This is a genomic window from Pseudomonas sp. M5A4_2d (genome assembly GCF_053345295.1).
Map to the genome: position 1 here is coordinate 1,045,601 of NZ_JBKEZW010000001.1, position 15,285 is coordinate 1,060,885.

The following is a 15,285-nucleotide window of genomic DNA, read 5'->3' on the forward strand; positions in this document are numbered from 1 at the left end:
TTAGGCAAAAAGCATTCCATATAAGTATAGGTTGCTTTTGCATCAGTCTAATGGTCTGCGGCACAAAAATGGACTGGTTGTTTATGCTGTTGAGGACGTTTTTGAAGGAAGTGAAACTATGGGGGCGATAAAGTATGCGACAGGGTATCTCGCTGTCGGAAATGATAGTGGGGGCAGAGCTGTTTTGATTCCGTATGAGGGAGTGGGTGTGTATATAGTCAATCAAGGAAGCATGGATCCAGATGATGTTGATCGCGTGGGTGCTTCTCTAACAGATTGGGTTGATAATGGTTGTGTTCTTCCTTGATTTTAGGGTGTTGTAGCTACTGACATAATGTTTTCATAAAAATACAGTCAGGTGGCAAATGAAAGTCATCAGCCTTGTCTACGTAATGTGTTTTCCGTTGCTTTTTTTGGATTCCATTGCCTATGCCGGATTGCAGTTGGCAGGGAAAACTGTGGAACAGGTCTACGAGGACCCTAAGGTCGCGAGCTTGGTCAACGCTGCAATTGATGGTCGCGTGGCCGAAGTTGAAAGGCTCGTCGCCTCAGGAGCAAACCCGAATACTGTGGGTAAGGACGGCACAACACCACTCTTTTGGGCCTTGAATTCAAAGAGTGCTTCTGGTGTTGAAGCGTTGCTCAAAGCTGGCGCCGATACAGAAAAAGTAACGCCACAATCACGAGGTTTTTCTCCAATGGCTCTCGTTTCGGGGGGCAATAATCCCGACTTATTAGCGCTGATGCTGCGCTACAAATCTGACGCTAATGGCGTTAATGCCGCCACAATAAAGACAAAACCTCTGTACCTGGCGGCGGCGCAGGGTCGTTTACAGAATGTTAAATTGATTCTGGATGCGGGGGCGGATGTTAATGTCCATGATGACACCGGATTGTCTGCTGCGACAGTTGCAGCAGCCATGGGTAACTTTGAAATTGTCGCTTTTCTTTTAGATCGGGGATATACCTACGACTTGAGTGGCCTTGCTAAAGATACCCATATTGTTAAAGCATTCTCAATAGCTGAAGGCCCGGCTTGGAAGGCGAAAGTCATTGATAAGCTGAAGGCCAAGGGTGTGAATTAACTCGTAATGTCAAACGCGCTTCATCGATTGAGCTTTATGTCGTCGAATTGAATATGCGAAAGAGAAAATAGGGCGCGCTAGAGTTATTATGAAAACTTGTCTGCCGGGAAGGGTTGAGCAGTGATTAAGGTGCGCGCAATCATTGTTGAGCTATTGTGATAGGCGTGCGGTTACTTTAAGAGAGGGTGTTTTTATAACGATATGCTCATTGTTTAGATTTTGCTTTTTATTGGGTGCGTATTGGTTGGTAGGGGTTGGAGGTGATAGTTGAGTATGTATAGAAAGATAAGCCTATTTATTTTTACTATAGTAATGAGTGTGTCAATGGCGCAAGCAGCGGTGACGATGGCGGGGCGTACTGTTGAGCAGGTGTATGAGGACCCCAAGGTGATTAGTTTGATAAACGCCGCTATGGAAGGAAAGGCTGACGATGTGAAAAAATTAGCTGCAAGTGGTGTTGATGTGAATGCAGTGGGGCGAGACGGTAGCCTACCGTTGTTTTGGGCACTTAAGTCACGAAATAGTGTGGGGGTTGAGTCGTTGTTGAAAGCGGGAGCTGACACTGAGAAAATGACTCCGCAATTCGACCCATTCTCACCCATGGCACTGGTTTCTGAAGGCGATAATAGTGGTTTGTCAAGCTTACTATTACGCTATGGAGGTGATGCTAAAGGAGTTAAAGCGACTAGTATAGATGGAAATCCCTTATATCTTGCTGCAACTGAGGGGCGCTTAGAGAACGTAAAACTGTTGGTAGAAGCAGGTGCAGACATAAACTTTCATGACGAGTACGGTTCGTCGGCGGCAGGGGGAGCAGCTACCACAGGAAATTTCGAAGTGGTTTTTTGGCTGTTGGAACGCGGTTATAACTACGATCTTCAAAATCTCGCGAAAACCGTAAATGTAATCAAGGCATATCCTAATCCGGATGGAGCGCAATGGAAGGCTAAAGTCATCGATAAATTGAAGGCCAAGGGTGTGAATTAACCATGCTGTCAAGCGCGCCATTAACTGCTAAAACAAGGCGCGCAACGCCTTAATCTAAATCCCCCCCAACGCCTCGTCCTATCCGGTGTGTTCAAAAATATTTTTTATTTTCCAGTTCACCCCCTTGCCGCCCGGTTTCCGATCTGGCTATGATCCGCCGACAAAACAATAGTGGCCACTAGCCACGGACGCCGAGTGACACACTCATTCCGGTAGATCCATACGCATCACCTGGGGACATGGATGACACAGGACTTCATGCTGTACGCGCTCAAGGAAGCGCTGCTCACTGCAGCCATGGTTGCCGCGCCTTTGCTCTTGGCGATCCTGATCGTTGGCCTGTTGGTCAGCATTCTTCAGGTGGCCACGCAGATCCAGGAAATGACCCTCACCTTCATTCCTAAACTGATCATCACCGTGGTGATGCTGTTGGTGCTGGGCAGTTGGATGCTGACGATGCTCAAGCAGTTCGCGCTCAGTGCCCTTACTCAAGCCGCTGGTTTCTAGCTGTGTTGACGCCGTACCTGGCCAGCCTGTTCCTCATCTCCATGAGGCTGGCGCCGTTGGTGGTTGTTGCCCCGATTATCTTTTTCTCACGCTTGCCCATGACGGTTCGGGTGTTGCTTGCATTGGTGTTGTCAGCCGTCCTGGCCAGTTCCTTGACTGGGGGGGGCATGCCGCTCCTGAGCCTGTCGTCAGTGCTGGGTGAGCTGATGCTGGGCACGTTGATGGCCTTTGCTTTTCACGCGGCCCATGCCGGGCTGGACATGGCCGGCAAGCTTATCGACACGCAGATCGGCTTGAACGCCGCCGGCGTTTTCGACCCGGGTACTTCGAACATGACCGGCCTGGTCGCCGAAGTGCTGGTGTGGACCCTGGGCATTCTGTTTGTGACCTTGAACCTGCATCACGACTTGCTGCGTGTGTTCAGCCTGATCCTGGTCGCGGTGCCACCGGGCAGTGTCTCGCTGTTGAATTTTTCCGGCCCGGTGATGGGCGTGCTCACCCAGCAATTTTTACTGGCGTTCATGATTGTGGTGCCCGTGATCCTTGGGTTGTGGTTGATCGACATGGCGTTTGCGCTGCTCTCACGTTCTATGCCGCAGGCGAATGTGTATTTCCTGTCGCTGCCGATCAAACTTGGCGTTGGCATTTTTATCCTGATCCTGACCTTGCCGATCATTGTCCAGCGCGTGCCGCTGTTGGTCGAAAACGCCTTGCACTTTGCGCTGTCACCCGCAGGTGCGCCATGAGCGATCAACAGGACAAGAGTGAAGAGGCCACGCCCTACAAACTCGAAGAGGCGCGCAAGAAAGGCCAGGTGCCGCGCAGCCCCGACCTGTTGTCGTTTGCCATGATCATGACCTTTCTGATGGTGTTCTCGGCCATCGCCGCGCCGCTTGCCGGCGTGATTGCGGCCCACACCCATTGGTGGCTGGGCAACGCCGGGCAGATGGGCACAAGCTTTGGTTACCTGGGCGAGCAGGGTGGCTACAGCGTGCGGCAAGTGCTGTACGCCTTTTTGCCACTGATCGGCGCGCTGTTACTGGTGGCGGTGTTGACCAATCTGTTGTTCAGCGGGCCAGTGTTTTCGGCGTTTGCGATCAAGCCCGACTTCAAGCGGCTTAACCCTATCCAGGGGCTCAAGCGCATTTTTTCGCGGCGTATGTTTGTCGAACTGCTCAAGGTGCTGGTCAAGGGCGGGCTGTTTGCGCTGGTGCTGTATTACCTGTTCCAGAGCCTGCTGCCGCGCCTGTTGAGTATGGCCAGCGTTTCACCGATGGAGCTGCCCCTGGCCGGCAAGCAATTGCTGATGCAGTTGGGCTTTACCGTGCTGTCGATCATGGCCGCCGCCGCGCTGTTTGATGTGTGGTATTCGCGGCGCGAGTTCGGCCGGCAAATGCGCATGAGCAAGCGTGAAACCAAGGATGAGCACAAGCGTCGCGAAGGCGACCCCGAGGTGCGAGCCAAGCGCAAAGGCATTCAGCAGGCGCTGCTGAAAAAGGCCTCTGCCCTGGGGCAGGTCCAGGACGCCGATGTGATCATCACCAACCCGGCGCACTACGCCGTGGCCCTGCAGTACCGTCCGGCAAGCATGCTGGCGCCCAAGGTGTTGGCCATCGGGCGCGGCTTGCATGCCTGGCGCATCTGCCAGATGGCGCGCAAGCACCGGGTGCCGATCCTGCGCCGGCCGCCACTGGCGCGTACCCTGCACGCACTGGCGCGGGTTGACTCGGCGATTCCGGACAGCACGCAAACCGATGTGGCGCGGGTCTATCGTTGGGTGATTGCGCTGCCCGGCAACAAGGTGCTGAGCCCATGAAGCCGTTCTTCACGCGCGCCTTGGCGGAAAGTAGCGACCTGCTGTTGGCCGTCGCCGTCATCGGCGTTTTGCTGGTGCTGTTCACGCCTATTCCAACCTGGTTGCTCGACCTGTTGCTGCTGACCAACTTTGCCGTCGCACTGTTGGTGTTGCTGGTGACTTTTGATATCGACAAGCCCTTGAGCTTCTCGACGTTTCCTTCGCTGCTGCTGATGACCACCTTGTTTCGCCTGGCGCTGAACATCTCCGCGACACGCCTGATTCTGGCGGACGGCGATGCCGGCCAGGTGATCGCCGCGATCGGCACGCACGTGGTGGGCGGCAATTATGTAATCGGTTTTGTGGTGTTCCTGATTCTGGTGGTGGTGCAATACGTGGTGGTCACCAGCGGAGCGCAACGGGTCGCGGAGGTGGCCGCGCGTTTTACCCTGGACTCGCTGCCGGGCAAGCAGATGAGCATCGATGCCGATCTGAACATGGGCATCATCGATCAGGACGAGGCCAAGCGCCGGCGCAGCCAGTTGGAGCGCGAATCAAATTTTTACGGCGCCATGGACGGCGCCTCCAAATTCGTCAAAGGCGATGCGATTGCAGGGATTGTGATCATTGCGATCAACATCATCGGCGGCCTGTCGGTGGGCATTTTGCAAAAGGGCCAGAGCTGGGGCGATGCATTGCATCACTACACCTTGCTGACCGTGGGCGACGGTATCGTCACGCAGATCCCGTCGCTGATAATTGCGGTGGCCGCCGGCATCATCATTACCCGCGCGGCCACTGATGCGCGCCTGGGGCCGGAGCTGGGCCGGCAAGTCTCGGCTTACCCCAAGACGCTGGTGGTGGTGGCGCTCGTAACGTTGCTGCTGGCCATGCTGCCGGGCTTGCCCCTGGTGCCGTTGTTGATGCTGTTTCTGGCCTTTGCCGCCGCGGCCGCCTATTCGTTTCGCCAGTTGCAGCGCAAAGCCAAGGGCGAATCAGTGCCTGGCGACACGCCGGCCAAAGCCGAGACGGCCTCGGATGATATCTACGCATTGATGAACAATGACGCCTTTGAACTGCGCCTGAGCAATGACTTGGCCGCGCAGGTGTTGGCCGCCACCAGCACCTTGAGCCTGCGGATCGACAACTTGCGCAAACAGTTCGCCCGCGATTACGGTTTTGCCTTGCCGCAACTCAGTGTGCACGCAGACAAAAAACTTTCAGCCGGCACTTATCAGGTGTGCGTCCAAGGCGCGGTGGTGGCCAACGGCGAGCTGGAGTTTGACAAGTTACTGGCCATCAACCCCGGCGGAGGGGCGGTGACGCTTGAAGGGCGTGAGACCAAAGAACCGACCTATGGCCTCAAGGCGCTCTGGATCGATCAAGCCTTGCGCAACCCGGCGCGCATGGGCGGCTACACCCTGGTTGAGCCGGACACTGTGTTGCTCACTCACCTTTCCGAACTGGCCCGCCGCTACGCGCCGGACTTTCTGACCCGCGCCGAGACCGAGCGGTTGGTCGAGAGCAAGCGTGCCGGGCTGGGCAGCCTGGTGGATGAGTTGATTCCCCAAGTACTCAGCTATTCCGATATTCAGCGCGTGCTGCAGTTGCTCCTGCGCGAGCAAGTGCCGGTGCGCAACCTGGAAACCATCCTCGAGGTGCTGGTGGACGCCGGGCGCACGCAAAAAAACGCCGAAGACTTGGCCGAGCGCGTCCGTGAGCGACTGGGCGCTGCGTTGTACGAGCGGTTGGTGGATAAGAATGGCGAGCTCAATGTGCTCACGATCGCCCCGCAACTGGAAGGCTATATGCTTGCCGCCTCCCGCCCGCGTGAGGGCCAGCAGAGCGCATTGCTGCCGGCCCAGGAACTGGAGCGCTTTGTGACCACGGTAGCCCGCGAAGCCGAGCGCCAACTGAGCGACAACCAGCAGCCGGTGTTGCTGTGTGCCGCGCCATTACGACGCGTGTTGCGCGCCTTCATGTCACGGGCGGTGCCGCACATGGCGGTGCTGTCGGTGAATGAAGTCGGCCAGCATGCGCGTGTGACCTCGGCCGGCATGATTGATTTGCCTGGGTTCCCCAGCCTGGAGACGGCATGAGCGACATGATCATGCAACTGGCCGGAGTGATCCAGCGCGATATTGATACCTTGAAAGAGGTGTCGCAAAACGTCGCCAATGCCAACACCACCGGCTACAAGGCCGGGCGCGCGTTCAGCGTCCAGGCCTTGGAACAACCGGCCTCGGGTGTGGCCGTCGGGCTGGATGGCCTGCACACCCAGACCTCGATCAACACCGACGGTGGTGCGTTGCAGTACACCGGGCGGGTCACGGACCTGGCGTTGTCGGGCGACGCCTGGTTCGCCGTGAATACCCCGCAAGGCGCGGCGCTCACCCGTGACGGCCGTTTTTGCGTGGATAACCAGGGCTTGCTGGTGAGCAATGCGGGCTTCCAGGTGCTCGGCCAGGGCGGCCCCATCCAGGTGGGCGGCGGCGTGATCAAGGTGAGCAGCCAGGGGGAAGTGAGCGTGGATGACGCGCCGGTAGGGCAGCTCAACCTGGTGCATATTGCGCGCGCGGGTGATCTGGTTTCGCGTGGCGCCGGGCTCTATTCGGCAGACGGCGCCTGGCAACCGGCCACGCAGTATGTGGTGCACCAAGGCTCGCTGGAGCGTTCCAACGCGGCCATGGGTACCGATATGGTGAAGATGATGGAAGTGTCGCGACACGTCGAAACCCTGCAGCGCGCCTTGTCGGCCTACGACGGGTTGCTGAACAGCGGGATCAATCAATTGGGCAAGGACTGACCAGGGAGTGCGGGTGTGATTGATGCATTGAGTATTGCCAGTTCCGGCTTATCCGCGAACCAGGCCTGGATCGACAGCATTTCCAATAACGTGGCCAATATGCAGACCATCGGCTACAAGCGCAGCCAGGTCAATTTTCACGACCAGGTGCGTGAAGTCGGCACGCGCGATGATGGCGGCGGCATGACCGAAAGGCTGCTTTCCGGTGCGGGCATCCAGGCGTCCGAGCCGACTCAGGTGTTCAGCCCAGGCACGGTGCGTGAGACCGGCAATGAGCTGGACCTGGCAATCCAGGGCGACGGCTTTTTTGAGGTTGAGTTGCCCACCGGCGAGTTGGCCTATAGCCGCGCCGGGCGCTTTCATTTGAACACCGACGGCCAGTTGGCGATGAGCACGGGCCAGGTGCTGACCGCCGATCTTCGCGTGCCGCCGGATGCGCGCAATCTGGTGATCAAACAGGACGGCTCAGTGCAGGCCAAGATCGTCGAGACCGGCGAAGTCATCACGGTCGGCCAGGTGCAACTGGCCAAGTTTGCCAGCGCCGAGGGCCTGAAAAAACTCAGTGATGGCCTGTACCGGCCTTCTCAAGTCAGTGGTGAAGCGATCTATGCCGAGCCCGGCCGTGATGGCCAGGGCGTGCTGTTGCAGGGGTATGTCGAGATGTCCAACGTCAACCTGATCGATGAGATGAGCAACCTGGTACTGGCCCAGCGTGCCTACCAAATGAACGCGCGCTTGCTGCAGGCCGGCGATCAGATCCTTGAAACCATCAATAACCTGCGCCGCTGATGAGTATCAAGAGCGCTTGTGTCGGCCTGCTTGTCAGCGGCGTTTGGTGCGCCCAGGCGAGTGCGCTTGAGTGTGCCGCAGCGCCAACGCCCAGCCAGTTGGCCCAGACCATCGCCGAGCGCGTGCGCCCGGCCTTGGCCAACGATCAATTGGATATCCAGCTGACGCCCATCGGTGAACTGCCGGCCATGGCCTCACCCCAGGTGCGACTGTTGTCGACCCAACTGCGCAGCCGCGTGGCGGTTGAGCTTAAAGGCACGTTGTGTGGGCAGGCACACGCCAGCCAGGTCACGGTATGGTTCAAGGTTCAAGCCTGGGGCGAGGTGTGGGTGTATGGCCGCAATGGGCGCACAGACCAGGCGCTGGGCGATACCCAGCCACGCCGTGAGCGCCTGGACCTGGCCGCCGCGCAAGTCTCGCCGGACGATTTGGCCAGTCACCTGGAGGGTGCGTGGCTAGGGCAAAGGGTCAACGCGGGCATGCCGATCCTTACTCGGCACTTGAAAGCCGAACCGCTGGTGCTGCGTGATGCCACCGTGACGGTGGTGGTCTTTGGCCCAGGCTTGATGCTACGTACCGAAGGCAAGGCGATGCGCCCCGGTGTAATGGGCGAACAGGTGCCGGTATTGGTCAACGGCGCGCAGTCGAGTCTGTTGGCGGTGGTGGCCGGTAAAGGGGAAGTGCATGTGCAACGTTAAGGCGCTGTGGCTGGTTGCACTGCTGCCCCTGTGCGCCAGTGCGCAAAGCCTGATCAACCCCGATGGCTACCGCTCGCTCACGGGGGATCGGCGCGGCTACCACGTGGGCGACACCTTGACGATTCTGGTAGTGGAATCCACCACCGCGCAAAGCGCTGCCGGCACCGGTGCCGACAGCAGCACGGATATTTCCGCGCGCCTGGGCTGGGACCGCGACAGCCATCAAGGCCGCCTCGGCCTGCAAGGTGATACCAGCGGCAAAGGCCAGACCAACCGCAGCGGGCAGATCCGCACCAATGTGTCGGTGCGCATCATTGACCAGTTGCCTGAAGGCTTGCTGCGGGTCAGCGGTGAGCAACTGGTGACTGTCAATGATGAGAAGCAGCAGGTGCGTATCAGCGGCCTGGTGCGCCCCGATGATATTGCCTACAACAACACCGTGCTGTCCTACCGCCTGGCCGATGCACAAATCGACATCGTGGGCGATGGGGTGATCACCGATGCGCAAAAGCAAAATATCGTGTTTAGAACCCTCAAATGGCTGCGGATCCTATGAAGCGGCTGACGGTGGCATTAGTCGGCCTGTTGCTCAGCCTCGGGTTGCCAGCGGCGTGGGCCGATGTACGCATCAAGGAACTGACACGCATCCAGGGGGTGCGTGACTACGCCATGATCGGCTACGGGCTGGTGGTGGGCCTGGCCGGTACCGGGGACACCGACCGAAACCGGGCCACGCGCCAGTCGCTGGTCAATACCCTGAAAAATTTCAACGTGAACGTGGCGGACACCGACCTCAATGCCCGCAACACGGCGGCGGTGATGGTCACCGGCAACTTGCGCTCGTTCAGTGAGACGGGTGACAAGGTGGACGTCGAGGTGTCGTCCTTGGGGGATGCACGCAGCCTGTTGGGCGGCACCTTGCTGATGACGCCGCTGTATGGCCCCGATGAGAAACTCTACGCCTTGGCCCAAGGCCCGATGTCGGTGGGTGGGTATGTGTTTGAAGCCAACCAGAACTCGGTGCAGAAAAACCATCCTACGGTCGGCCGCATTCCACGTGGCGCCAGCGTCGAGCGCTCGGCCTTCACCGAAAATGATGCCGCCGCACGCAACCTGGTGCTGGTGCTCAACGAGCCGGACTACACCACGGCGCAGCGCATTGCCGATGCGTTGACCCGTGAGCTGGGCTTGCCCGGCGTGCGCGTGGTGCATGCAGCAAAAGTTGAAGTGCCCTTGAGCAGCGCGGCAGGCTTGCCGCGGCTGATCTCGCGCATCGAAAACGTCTCCGTAGCGCCGGATTATTCCGCCCGCGTGGTGGTTAACGAGCGCACCGGCACGGTGGTGGCGGGCGCGCATGTGCGGTTGGGTGAGGTGAGCATTTCCCAAGGCTCGCTCAGTGTGGTGATCAGCACCAAGTACCAGGTGTCCCAGCCGTCCTGGATTGGGCGCACCGGCCCGAGCGTGGGCACGGTGGTGGTGCCGGATACCGAGCTGAATGTAAACGAGGAGCAGCATGGCCCGGTCAAGCTGGCAGAGGGCGCGACCGTGGGCGACCTGGTGCAGGCGCTCAATCAGGTGCGCCTGAGCACCCGTGAAGTGATCACCGTGTTGCAAGCCATCAAACAAGCCGGCGCCTTGCACGCCGAGCTGATTGTTCAATAAGGAGCGTTGATGTCTGCGGATATGAGTCTGGCGGTTGAGACCGTACGTTTTGCCATGAGCCTGGAGCATCTGCGGGCCAAGGTCGCAGCGCACAATATTGCCATGGCCAGCGTGCCCGGCGGCCAGGCCATGCGCGTCAACAGCCATGAGCCGCTGGCAGCGTTGCGCGGTGCCCAGGGTGACGCGCAACTGTTCGCGCAGTCGTTGCGCGCCCTGCAAGACAGTGAGCTGGCGCCTTATCTGCAGCACTACACGCCGATTACGCCGCTGTCACCTGACGCCGGGGTAGCCGAGTTGTCCGCTGCCAGCGGTCGCTACCAGGCGTTGGCCGATGGTGTTTCGCGCCAGTTCGGCTTGATGCAATTGGCGATCAAGGGAGGCCGCTGAGTATGCCGTTGGACAATATCAGTGAGGTGATTCGCGGCAGCATGGCCTACGAGCGCACACGGGTCGAGGTCGCCAGCTACAACCTGGCGATTGCCAATGTGGCACTCAGCCCAGGCCAGGATTCACCGCTGCTGCGCGTCGCGCCGCCCGGCAGTTTTGCCAGCCAGGTGGGTTTGCATGCGCCACGGGTGCAGGCTTATCAGGGCAACGAAACCCGTGTGGTACACGACCCAGGGCACCCCATGGCCGATCAGGACGGCATGGTCCATTACCCCAATATCGAAGCCGCCCGAGAGATGGCCACACTGGTTTCGGCAACCCGCGCCTACGAGGCGAATATCCGTTCCTACAACAGCTTGCGCGCCATGACGCTCAAAGCCTTCGAAATCGGGAAGTGACATGACCACAGCGATTACACCTATTGGGCTGAACTCACCGTTGTCGTCGGCAAATGCGCTGGCCTTTGATACGAATAACGTGACGGGCACTGACTTTCTTGGCCAATTGAAATCCGGCGCCGTGCAACTCAACGAGCAGACCGACCAGGCCACCGCCTTGCTGTCCTCCTATGCCGTGGGAGAAAACGTGGCGCCCCATGACTTGGTGATGGCCATGGAACAGGCAAAGTTGTCACTGCAATTGGCGGTCGAGGTGCGTAATCGTCTGGTGGATGCCTACCAGGAATTGGCGCGGTTGCAGATTTAACCCATGGAAGACAAACTCGTGTCGAAGCTTTTCAGTGGTCGTTCCAGCGTATTTCTCGCTGGCGTGGTGGTGATCATCGCGCTGTTGGCCGTGTCTGCCTGGTGGGTGTTGCGGCCCAGCTATGTGGCGCTCTACAAGGACGCCAGCGAAGCTTCGCAAGCCGAGATCCTGGCGATTCTGAGCCAGCGCCAGGTGCCGTATCGCATCAACGCCAAGGAAGGCGTGATCGAGGTGGCCGCCGAAGAAGCCGCCACCGCGCGCATGTACCTTGCGCAGGCGGGCATACCGAGCCGCAGCAGCAGCGGGTTCGAGCTGTTCGACAAGGCCGACTATGGCATGTCGGAGTTCAGCCAGAAGATCAACTACCAACGGGCGATGGAAGGCGAGCTGGCGCGCTCGATCATGAGCATGTCGGAGGTCGAGTACGCCCGTGTGCATCTGACTTTCAAGAAAACCAGCCTGTACCAGCAAGCCGAAGAGCCGCCCAAGGCCTCGGTGATTGTGCGCCCACGGGCGCAAGGCGCCTTGAACCCCCAGCGCGTGCGCGGCATTCAACAAGTGGTGGCCTCGGCGGTGGAGGGCATGGCCGTGGAGCGCGTTGCCGTGCTCAATGAAGACGGCCTGGTGTTGAGCAGTTCAGACGGCGCAGCGGCGGCGCCCGAGCATCAGCAACTGACGGCGCAGGTCGAGCAGGCGCTCAAGCAAAAAGCCGAACAACTGCTGTTGCGCCCATTAGGCAGCAATGGCGCTGATGTATCGGTGCGGGTGCAGATGAATTTTGACCGGGTCAAGTCCATCAGCGAACAGCCGCTGGCGGACAAGCGCTCCATCCGCCGTGAAAAGACCACGGCGTCCACCGACAACTCGACGGGTGAGAGCAATTCCAAACGCGCGCAAAACAACCGTGAGGTGGACTACGAGGTGGGTAAGGAGCGCGCCGAAACCGAACACGCCGCCGGCAAGATCGAACGGATCACCGTCGGCATCGTGCTCAACACGCCGGCGGCCAATGCCCAGCTCAAGGAAATCCAGAACTTACTGGAGGCGGCCCTGGGGCTGGATATGGCGCGTGGTGATCGGTTGGTGATTGCCTATATACCGCCGCTGGCGGTGACGTCGGCGGCGAAAGTCGCCGCCACCTCCAGCACAATCCTGGCAGTGGTCTCTTCCGATCCGCAGGGCGCGCCAGAGGCTTCAATCCCCTGGATGCGCTGGGGTATTGCTGCCCTGGCCGCGGCGCTGTCGATCCTGTTGTTGCTGCTGTGGATGGGCACTCGCAAGCGCGAGGCCCGCACAGCCAATAGCCTGCCGCGCCTGTCTTCGATGGAGCGTGAACAATTGCTCGGCGACTTGCGTCGCTGGCTGGTGGAGGGGCGCTGAACCATGCACATTTCCCCACTGCGCAAGGCGGCGGTGCGCCTGGCCTGCCTGCACGCTGATGATCGTCAATGGATCCTGGCCAATCTCGCGGCTGACGAACGCCGAAAAATCGACGCACTGCTGGGGGAAATCCACGAGTTGGGGCTGGCCAGCGAGCCCTCGGTGTTGGCTGGCTTGATCAACGAACTGGCCGCCCAGCCCCAAGCCCAGGCCAGTGCCCACAGCCAGGGTGTACATGCGCGCTTGCTCCAGGCCGACCACCCGTTTTGGGCCGGCCTGGCTTTGCAATTGGAAACGCCTGCGCAGCGGCGCGACGCGTTGAGCACCTTGGCCAATAGTGCATCCATCAGGCGCTGGGACGCGGCGTTTGCCAAGTACACCTTGCCGCCGGCTCTGGTCACCAGCTTGCGTGGTTATCTGGAGCGCTCGGGAGGCACGGATGAGCACTAAGGCGCCCGGGCAAACCACGGTGCTGCGCCAGCCTGAGCAGGGCAACGGTGGGCGGCGTCTGCCGGTGGGTAGCAACGTGGCTCCCACGCCACCGGCACCAGCACTGGACGTTCTGCGCGTGACCTTTGCGCAGGAACTGGCCGAGTTGCATCAGCAAGCCCATGCGCAAGGCTTGGCTCAAGCGCGCGAGGCATTCGCCAAGCAGGCCGCTGCGGAACTGGCACAGCAGCAGCAGGCCTGGCTCAAGCAAGAAGCGGCGTTGCGCGAGGCCTTGGCGTCACAACGAGCGCAACTGGTGGAACTGGCCAGCCAGCTGGAGCAGCAACGCGTGCAAATGACGGCCTCGATGACCCCGGTGATTGGCCGGTTGGCATTGGCAGTGGTCGTGCGTCTGTTGGGCCAGCATGCACCCAGCCGCTCGCTGGTGGCGGACATGGCCGGGCAAGCGATTGAAGCGTACCAATTGCAGACGCCGCTGCGCATTCGCGTGGCGGCTGCCGACTACGCCACGCTACAGGCGCGCATGCCGGCTGATCCGCTGCTGGCGCTGTTTCAATCCGACCCGGCAGCCACGCCGGGCAGTTGCCTGATCGACCACGGCATAGGCCAACTGGACGCGAGTCTGGACACCCAGCTGGCAGCCCTTAAAGCGCTATTGGCCGCCGACACCGGAGGTGACGCCCATGTGGCAGGCGTATGAGCAGCAACAACTCGCGCAGCTGGCGCGGGCCACGCTGTGTCGGCGTGTGGGGCGCTTGATTTCAATCCAGGGCTTGGTACTGCAAGCGACCGGGTTGGAAGTGAAACTGGGCGAGCTGGTGGACATAGTGCCGGCTGCCGAGGGCGCTGCGCTGGTAGCTGAAGTGGTTGGCTTACGCCGTGAATGTGTGTTGCTCATGCCCTATGGGCCGGTGGACGGGCTGTGCCTGGCGAGTGAAGTGGTCGCGCGTGGCGAGGCTTATCGGGTGCCGGTCGGGCAGGGCTTGCTGGGGCGCGTACTGGACGCCACGTGCCGGCCTTTGGACGATAAACCCGCGCCGGTGGGCCTGGTGCTGATGCCGCGGTTTGTCACGCCGATCAACCCGTTGCACCGCTCGCCGATTAGCCAGGTGTTGGCCACCGGCGTCAAGGCAGTCGATGTGTTTATGCCGCTGGGGCGTGGGCAACGCGTGGGCATTTTTGCGGGGAGCGGCGTGGGTAAAAGCACCTTGCTGGGGATGATGAGCCAGTACGCCGACGCTGAGGTGATTGTCATTGCCCTGATTGGTGAGCGTGGCCGTGAAGTGGGTGATTTCATTCGCGAGAGCCTTGGCCCCGAGGGGTTGAAAAGGGCGGTGGTGATTGCCGCCGCCGCCGAACAACCTGCCGTGCTGCGACGTCAGGCGGCCTACACGGCGACCACCATCGCCGAGTGGTTCCGCGCCCAGGGCCAGCACGTATTGTTGATCATGGACTCGATCACCCGTTTTGCCCTGGCGCAGCGTGAAATTGGTTTGGCCACCGGCGAACCGATGGGCAGTCGCGGCTACACGCCCTCGGTATTCGCACTGCTGCCGCCGTTGATGGAGCGCGCCGGCGGGCTAAATGGCCAAGGTTCGATTACCGGCGTCTATACCGTGCTGGTGGAAGGTGACGATATGAATGAGCCAGTGGCCGACCATATGCGCGCAATTCTCGACGGGCATATTGTTTTGAGTCGCAGCATCGCCGCTCGCGGGCATTGGCCGGCAATCGATGTGCTGCACAGCGTCAGCCGCCTCGCCAATGCCTTGCGCACCGACACGCAAAAAGCCCAGGTCGAGTCGTTGCGTGCGGGGCTGGGGGCTTACCAGAACAGTGCGGACCTGATTGAGTTGGGCGCCTATGAAAAGGGCTCCAGCCCCGTGCTGGATACCATGATCAGGTTGAAGCCGCAGTTTGATGAGCTGCTCCAACAGCGCTCGAGCGAGTCCGTACCTGTGGCAGACGCCTGGAATACCGCGGGGCGTTTGGCGCAGCAACTGACCACCGGAACCGCCTATGCAGGGTGAACAG

The 15,285-nt window shown here is 59.9% G+C and carries 18 protein-coding genes; all 18 read left to right on the forward strand.

All coding sequences use genetic code 11. From position 1 onward, the window contains the following. Nucleotides 1-365: 365 nt before the first annotated feature. The 18 genes from ACLBW8_RS04785 (at nucleotide 366) to ACLBW8_RS04870 (ending at nucleotide 15,281) form a co-directional block, all read left to right on the forward strand. A complete protein-coding gene (locus tag ACLBW8_RS04785) occupies nucleotides 366-1,085 on the forward strand; it encodes an ankyrin repeat domain-containing protein (RefSeq protein ID WP_447804723.1) in 720 nt (239 codons plus the stop codon). A gap of 324 nt (nucleotides 1,086-1,409) precedes the next feature. After that, on the forward strand, nucleotides 1,410-2,072 hold the full coding sequence (locus tag ACLBW8_RS04790; RefSeq protein WP_447804724.1) for an ankyrin repeat domain-containing protein: 663 nt from the start codon (nucleotides 1,410-1,412) through the stop codon (nucleotides 2,070-2,072). 243 nt (nucleotides 2,073-2,315) lie between these two features. Continuing rightward, entirely contained in the window at nucleotides 2,316-2,579 is a 264-nt protein-coding gene (locus tag ACLBW8_RS04795) for a flagellar biosynthetic protein FliQ (RefSeq protein ID WP_200624685.1), read from the forward strand. Nucleotides 2,580-2,581: 2 nt separating this feature from the next. Continuing rightward, nucleotides 2,582-3,325, forward strand: coding sequence for a flagellar biosynthetic protein FliR (locus ACLBW8_RS04800; RefSeq protein ID WP_447804725.1), 744 nt, complete (start codon nucleotides 2,582-2,584; stop codon nucleotides 3,323-3,325). Further along, nucleotides 3,322-4,395: an EscU/YscU/HrcU family type III secretion system export apparatus switch protein gene (locus ACLBW8_RS04805; RefSeq protein ID WP_447804726.1), complete on the forward strand. Its 1,074-nt coding sequence runs from the start codon at nucleotides 3,322-3,324 to the stop codon at nucleotides 4,393-4,395. The genes ACLBW8_RS04800 and ACLBW8_RS04805 overlap by 4 nt, the downstream gene beginning before the upstream one ends. Continuing rightward, entirely contained in the window at nucleotides 4,392-6,473 is a 2,082-nt protein-coding gene (locus ACLBW8_RS04810) for an FHIPEP family type III secretion protein (RefSeq protein WP_447804727.1), read from the forward strand. Before ACLBW8_RS04805 ends, ACLBW8_RS04810 begins: the two co-directional genes overlap by 4 nt. Continuing rightward, a complete protein-coding gene (locus tag ACLBW8_RS04815; RefSeq protein WP_447804728.1) occupies nucleotides 6,470-7,180 on the forward strand; it encodes a flagellar hook-basal body protein in 711 nt (236 codons plus the stop codon). The genes ACLBW8_RS04810 and ACLBW8_RS04815 overlap by 4 nt, the downstream gene beginning before the upstream one ends. Nucleotides 7,181-7,195: 15 nt before the next feature. Then, on the forward strand, nucleotides 7,196-7,969 hold the full coding sequence (locus tag ACLBW8_RS04820) for a flagellar hook-basal body protein (RefSeq protein ID WP_447804729.1): 774 nt from the start codon (nucleotides 7,196-7,198) through the stop codon (nucleotides 7,967-7,969). Then, nucleotides 7,969-8,667, forward strand: a complete 699-nt coding sequence (gene flgA, locus ACLBW8_RS04825; RefSeq protein WP_447804730.1) for a flagellar basal body P-ring formation chaperone FlgA — start codon at nucleotides 7,969-7,971, stop codon at nucleotides 8,665-8,667. Before ACLBW8_RS04820 ends, flgA begins: the two co-directional genes overlap by 1 nt. After that, the gene (locus ACLBW8_RS04830) at nucleotides 8,654-9,223 is read left to right on the forward strand and encodes a flagellar basal body L-ring protein FlgH (protein WP_447804731.1); all 570 of its coding nucleotides are present in this window, start codon (nucleotides 8,654-8,656) and stop codon (nucleotides 9,221-9,223) included. The genes flgA and ACLBW8_RS04830 overlap by 14 nt, the downstream gene beginning before the upstream one ends. Beyond that, nucleotides 9,205-10,329: a flagellar basal body P-ring protein FlgI gene (locus tag ACLBW8_RS04835; RefSeq protein ID WP_447804732.1), complete on the forward strand. Its 1,125-nt coding sequence runs from the start codon at nucleotides 9,205-9,207 to the stop codon at nucleotides 10,327-10,329. Before ACLBW8_RS04830 ends, ACLBW8_RS04835 begins: the two co-directional genes overlap by 19 nt. A gap of 9 nt (nucleotides 10,330-10,338) precedes the next feature. Then, entirely contained in the window at nucleotides 10,339-10,716 is a 378-nt protein-coding gene (locus ACLBW8_RS04840) for a hypothetical protein (protein WP_200624694.1), read from the forward strand. A gap of 2 nt (nucleotides 10,717-10,718) precedes the next feature. After that, nucleotides 10,719-11,114 carry a flagellar basal body rod protein FlgC gene (locus tag ACLBW8_RS04845; protein WP_200624695.1) on the forward strand — a complete coding sequence of 132 codons (396 nt, stop codon included), beginning with the start codon at nucleotides 10,719-10,721 and terminating at the stop codon, nucleotides 11,112-11,114. A gap of 1 nt (nucleotide 11,115) precedes the next feature. Next, the gene (gene fliE / locus ACLBW8_RS04850) at nucleotides 11,116-11,421 is read left to right on the forward strand and encodes a flagellar hook-basal body complex protein FliE (protein WP_447804733.1); all 306 of its coding nucleotides are present in this window, start codon (nucleotides 11,116-11,118) and stop codon (nucleotides 11,419-11,421) included. A 3-nt stretch (nucleotides 11,422-11,424) separates the two neighbouring features. Beyond that, nucleotides 11,425-12,801 (forward strand): flagellar basal-body MS-ring/collar protein FliF, encoded by a 1,377-nt coding sequence (fliF, locus tag ACLBW8_RS04855; protein WP_447804734.1) that lies wholly within the window; start codon nucleotides 11,425-11,427, stop codon nucleotides 12,799-12,801. Nucleotides 12,802-12,804: 3 nt separating this feature from the next. Beyond that, nucleotides 12,805-13,251, forward strand: a complete 447-nt coding sequence (locus tag ACLBW8_RS04860) for a hypothetical protein (RefSeq protein WP_200624698.1) — start codon at nucleotides 12,805-12,807, stop codon at nucleotides 13,249-13,251. Next, nucleotides 13,241-13,951, forward strand: a complete 711-nt coding sequence (locus ACLBW8_RS04865) for a FliH/SctL family protein (RefSeq protein WP_200624699.1) — start codon at nucleotides 13,241-13,243, stop codon at nucleotides 13,949-13,951. The genes ACLBW8_RS04860 and ACLBW8_RS04865 overlap by 11 nt, the downstream gene beginning before the upstream one ends. After that, a complete protein-coding gene (locus tag ACLBW8_RS04870) occupies nucleotides 13,935-15,281 on the forward strand; it encodes a FliI/YscN family ATPase (RefSeq protein WP_447804735.1) in 1,347 nt (448 codons plus the stop codon). Before ACLBW8_RS04865 ends, ACLBW8_RS04870 begins: the two co-directional genes overlap by 17 nt. Nucleotides 15,282-15,285 lie beyond the last annotated feature (4 nt).

Coding starts and splice junctions, on each gene's coding strand:
- ACLBW8_RS04865 (WP_200624699.1), top strand. CDS start 13,241: ATGAGCACTAAGGCGCCCGGGCAAACCACGGTGCTGCGCCAGCCTGAG.
- ACLBW8_RS04870 (WP_447804735.1), top strand. CDS start 13,935: ATGTGGCAGGCGTATGAGCAGCAACAACTCGCGCAGCTGGCGCGGGCC.
- ACLBW8_RS04795 (WP_200624685.1), top strand. CDS start 2,316: ATGACACAGGACTTCATGCTGTACGCGCTCAAGGAAGCGCTGCTCACT.
- flgA (WP_447804730.1), top strand. CDS start 7,969: ATGAGTATCAAGAGCGCTTGTGTCGGCCTGCTTGTCAGCGGCGTTTGG.
- ACLBW8_RS04840 (WP_200624694.1), top strand. CDS start 10,339: ATGTCTGCGGATATGAGTCTGGCGGTTGAGACCGTACGTTTTGCCATG.
- fliE (WP_447804733.1), top strand. CDS start 11,116: ATGACCACAGCGATTACACCTATTGGGCTGAACTCACCGTTGTCGTCG.
- ACLBW8_RS04815 (WP_447804728.1), top strand. CDS start 6,470: ATGAGCGACATGATCATGCAACTGGCCGGAGTGATCCAGCGCGATATT.
- ACLBW8_RS04790 (WP_447804724.1), top strand. CDS start 1,410: ATGGCGCAAGCAGCGGTGACGATGGCGGGGCGTACTGTTGAGCAGGTG.
- ACLBW8_RS04810 (WP_447804727.1), top strand. CDS start 4,392: ATGAAGCCGTTCTTCACGCGCGCCTTGGCGGAAAGTAGCGACCTGCTG.
- ACLBW8_RS04830 (WP_447804731.1), top strand. CDS start 8,654: ATGTGCAACGTTAAGGCGCTGTGGCTGGTTGCACTGCTGCCCCTGTGC.
- ACLBW8_RS04835 (WP_447804732.1), top strand. CDS start 9,205: ATGGCTGCGGATCCTATGAAGCGGCTGACGGTGGCATTAGTCGGCCTG.
- ACLBW8_RS04845 (WP_200624695.1), top strand. CDS start 10,719: ATGCCGTTGGACAATATCAGTGAGGTGATTCGCGGCAGCATGGCCTAC.
- ACLBW8_RS04860 (WP_200624698.1), top strand. CDS start 12,805: ATGCACATTTCCCCACTGCGCAAGGCGGCGGTGCGCCTGGCCTGCCTG.
- ACLBW8_RS04805 (WP_447804726.1), top strand. CDS start 3,322: ATGAGCGATCAACAGGACAAGAGTGAAGAGGCCACGCCCTACAAACTC.
- fliF (WP_447804734.1), top strand. CDS start 11,425: ATGGAAGACAAACTCGTGTCGAAGCTTTTCAGTGGTCGTTCCAGCGTA.
- ACLBW8_RS04785 (WP_447804723.1), top strand. CDS start 366: ATGAAAGTCATCAGCCTTGTCTACGTAATGTGTTTTCCGTTGCTTTTT.